The sequence below is a fragment of the Vogesella mureinivorans genome (assembly GCF_007644035.1).
Classification (GTDB): domain Bacteria; phylum Pseudomonadota; class Gammaproteobacteria; order Burkholderiales; family Chromobacteriaceae; genus Vogesella; species Vogesella mureinivorans.
In genome coordinates this window covers 1-473 of sequence record NZ_VMTV02000296.1, presented here as the reverse complement: position 1 = coordinate 473, position 473 = coordinate 1, and the positions used below count along the sequence as shown (strand labels likewise).

Below are 473 nucleotides of genomic sequence, written 5' to 3'. Positions count from 1 at the left end.
GAAGTCGGCATGGCCCGGGGTGTCGACGATGTTGATCCGGAACTCCTCGCCGGCCGGCGACGTCCAGCGGATCGCCGTGTTCTTGGAGAGGATGGTGATACCGCGCTCTTTCTCGAGGTCGTTCGAGTCCATGACCCGGTCGGCGACTTTCTCGCGCTCGCCGAAGGTGCCGGACTGCTTCAGCAGCTGGTCGACGAGGGTGGTCTTGCCGTGGTCGACATGGGCGACGATGGCGATGTTGCGCAGGTTCTGGATCATGGGGCACGGCCTGAAGCGAGCCACGCAAGCGTCGCGGATCGCGGATGGAAAGAAGTGTTCGGACAGGTCTCGCGCACACTGCGCTGCTGGCACTCGGCCAGGGCAAACGGTTGTGGGGGAACAACGCGCGCTGGAGAGAAACGGCGACCTGCCGCCCGCGGCCAGTCATCACTGGCGCTTGACGCGGCGCGGCATTATACCGGGCTGCGGCCGAT

The 473-nt window shown here is 65.5% G+C and carries 1 protein-coding gene; it reads right to left on the bottom strand.

Annotation, left to right across the window (positions count from 1 at the left end; genetic code table 11):
* Positions 1–255 (bottom strand): GTP-binding protein (locus FLQ44_RS09840; RefSeq protein ID WP_276607839.1); only part of this gene is annotated, 255 nt, incomplete at its 3' end.
* Positions 256–473: the final 218 nt, after the last annotated feature.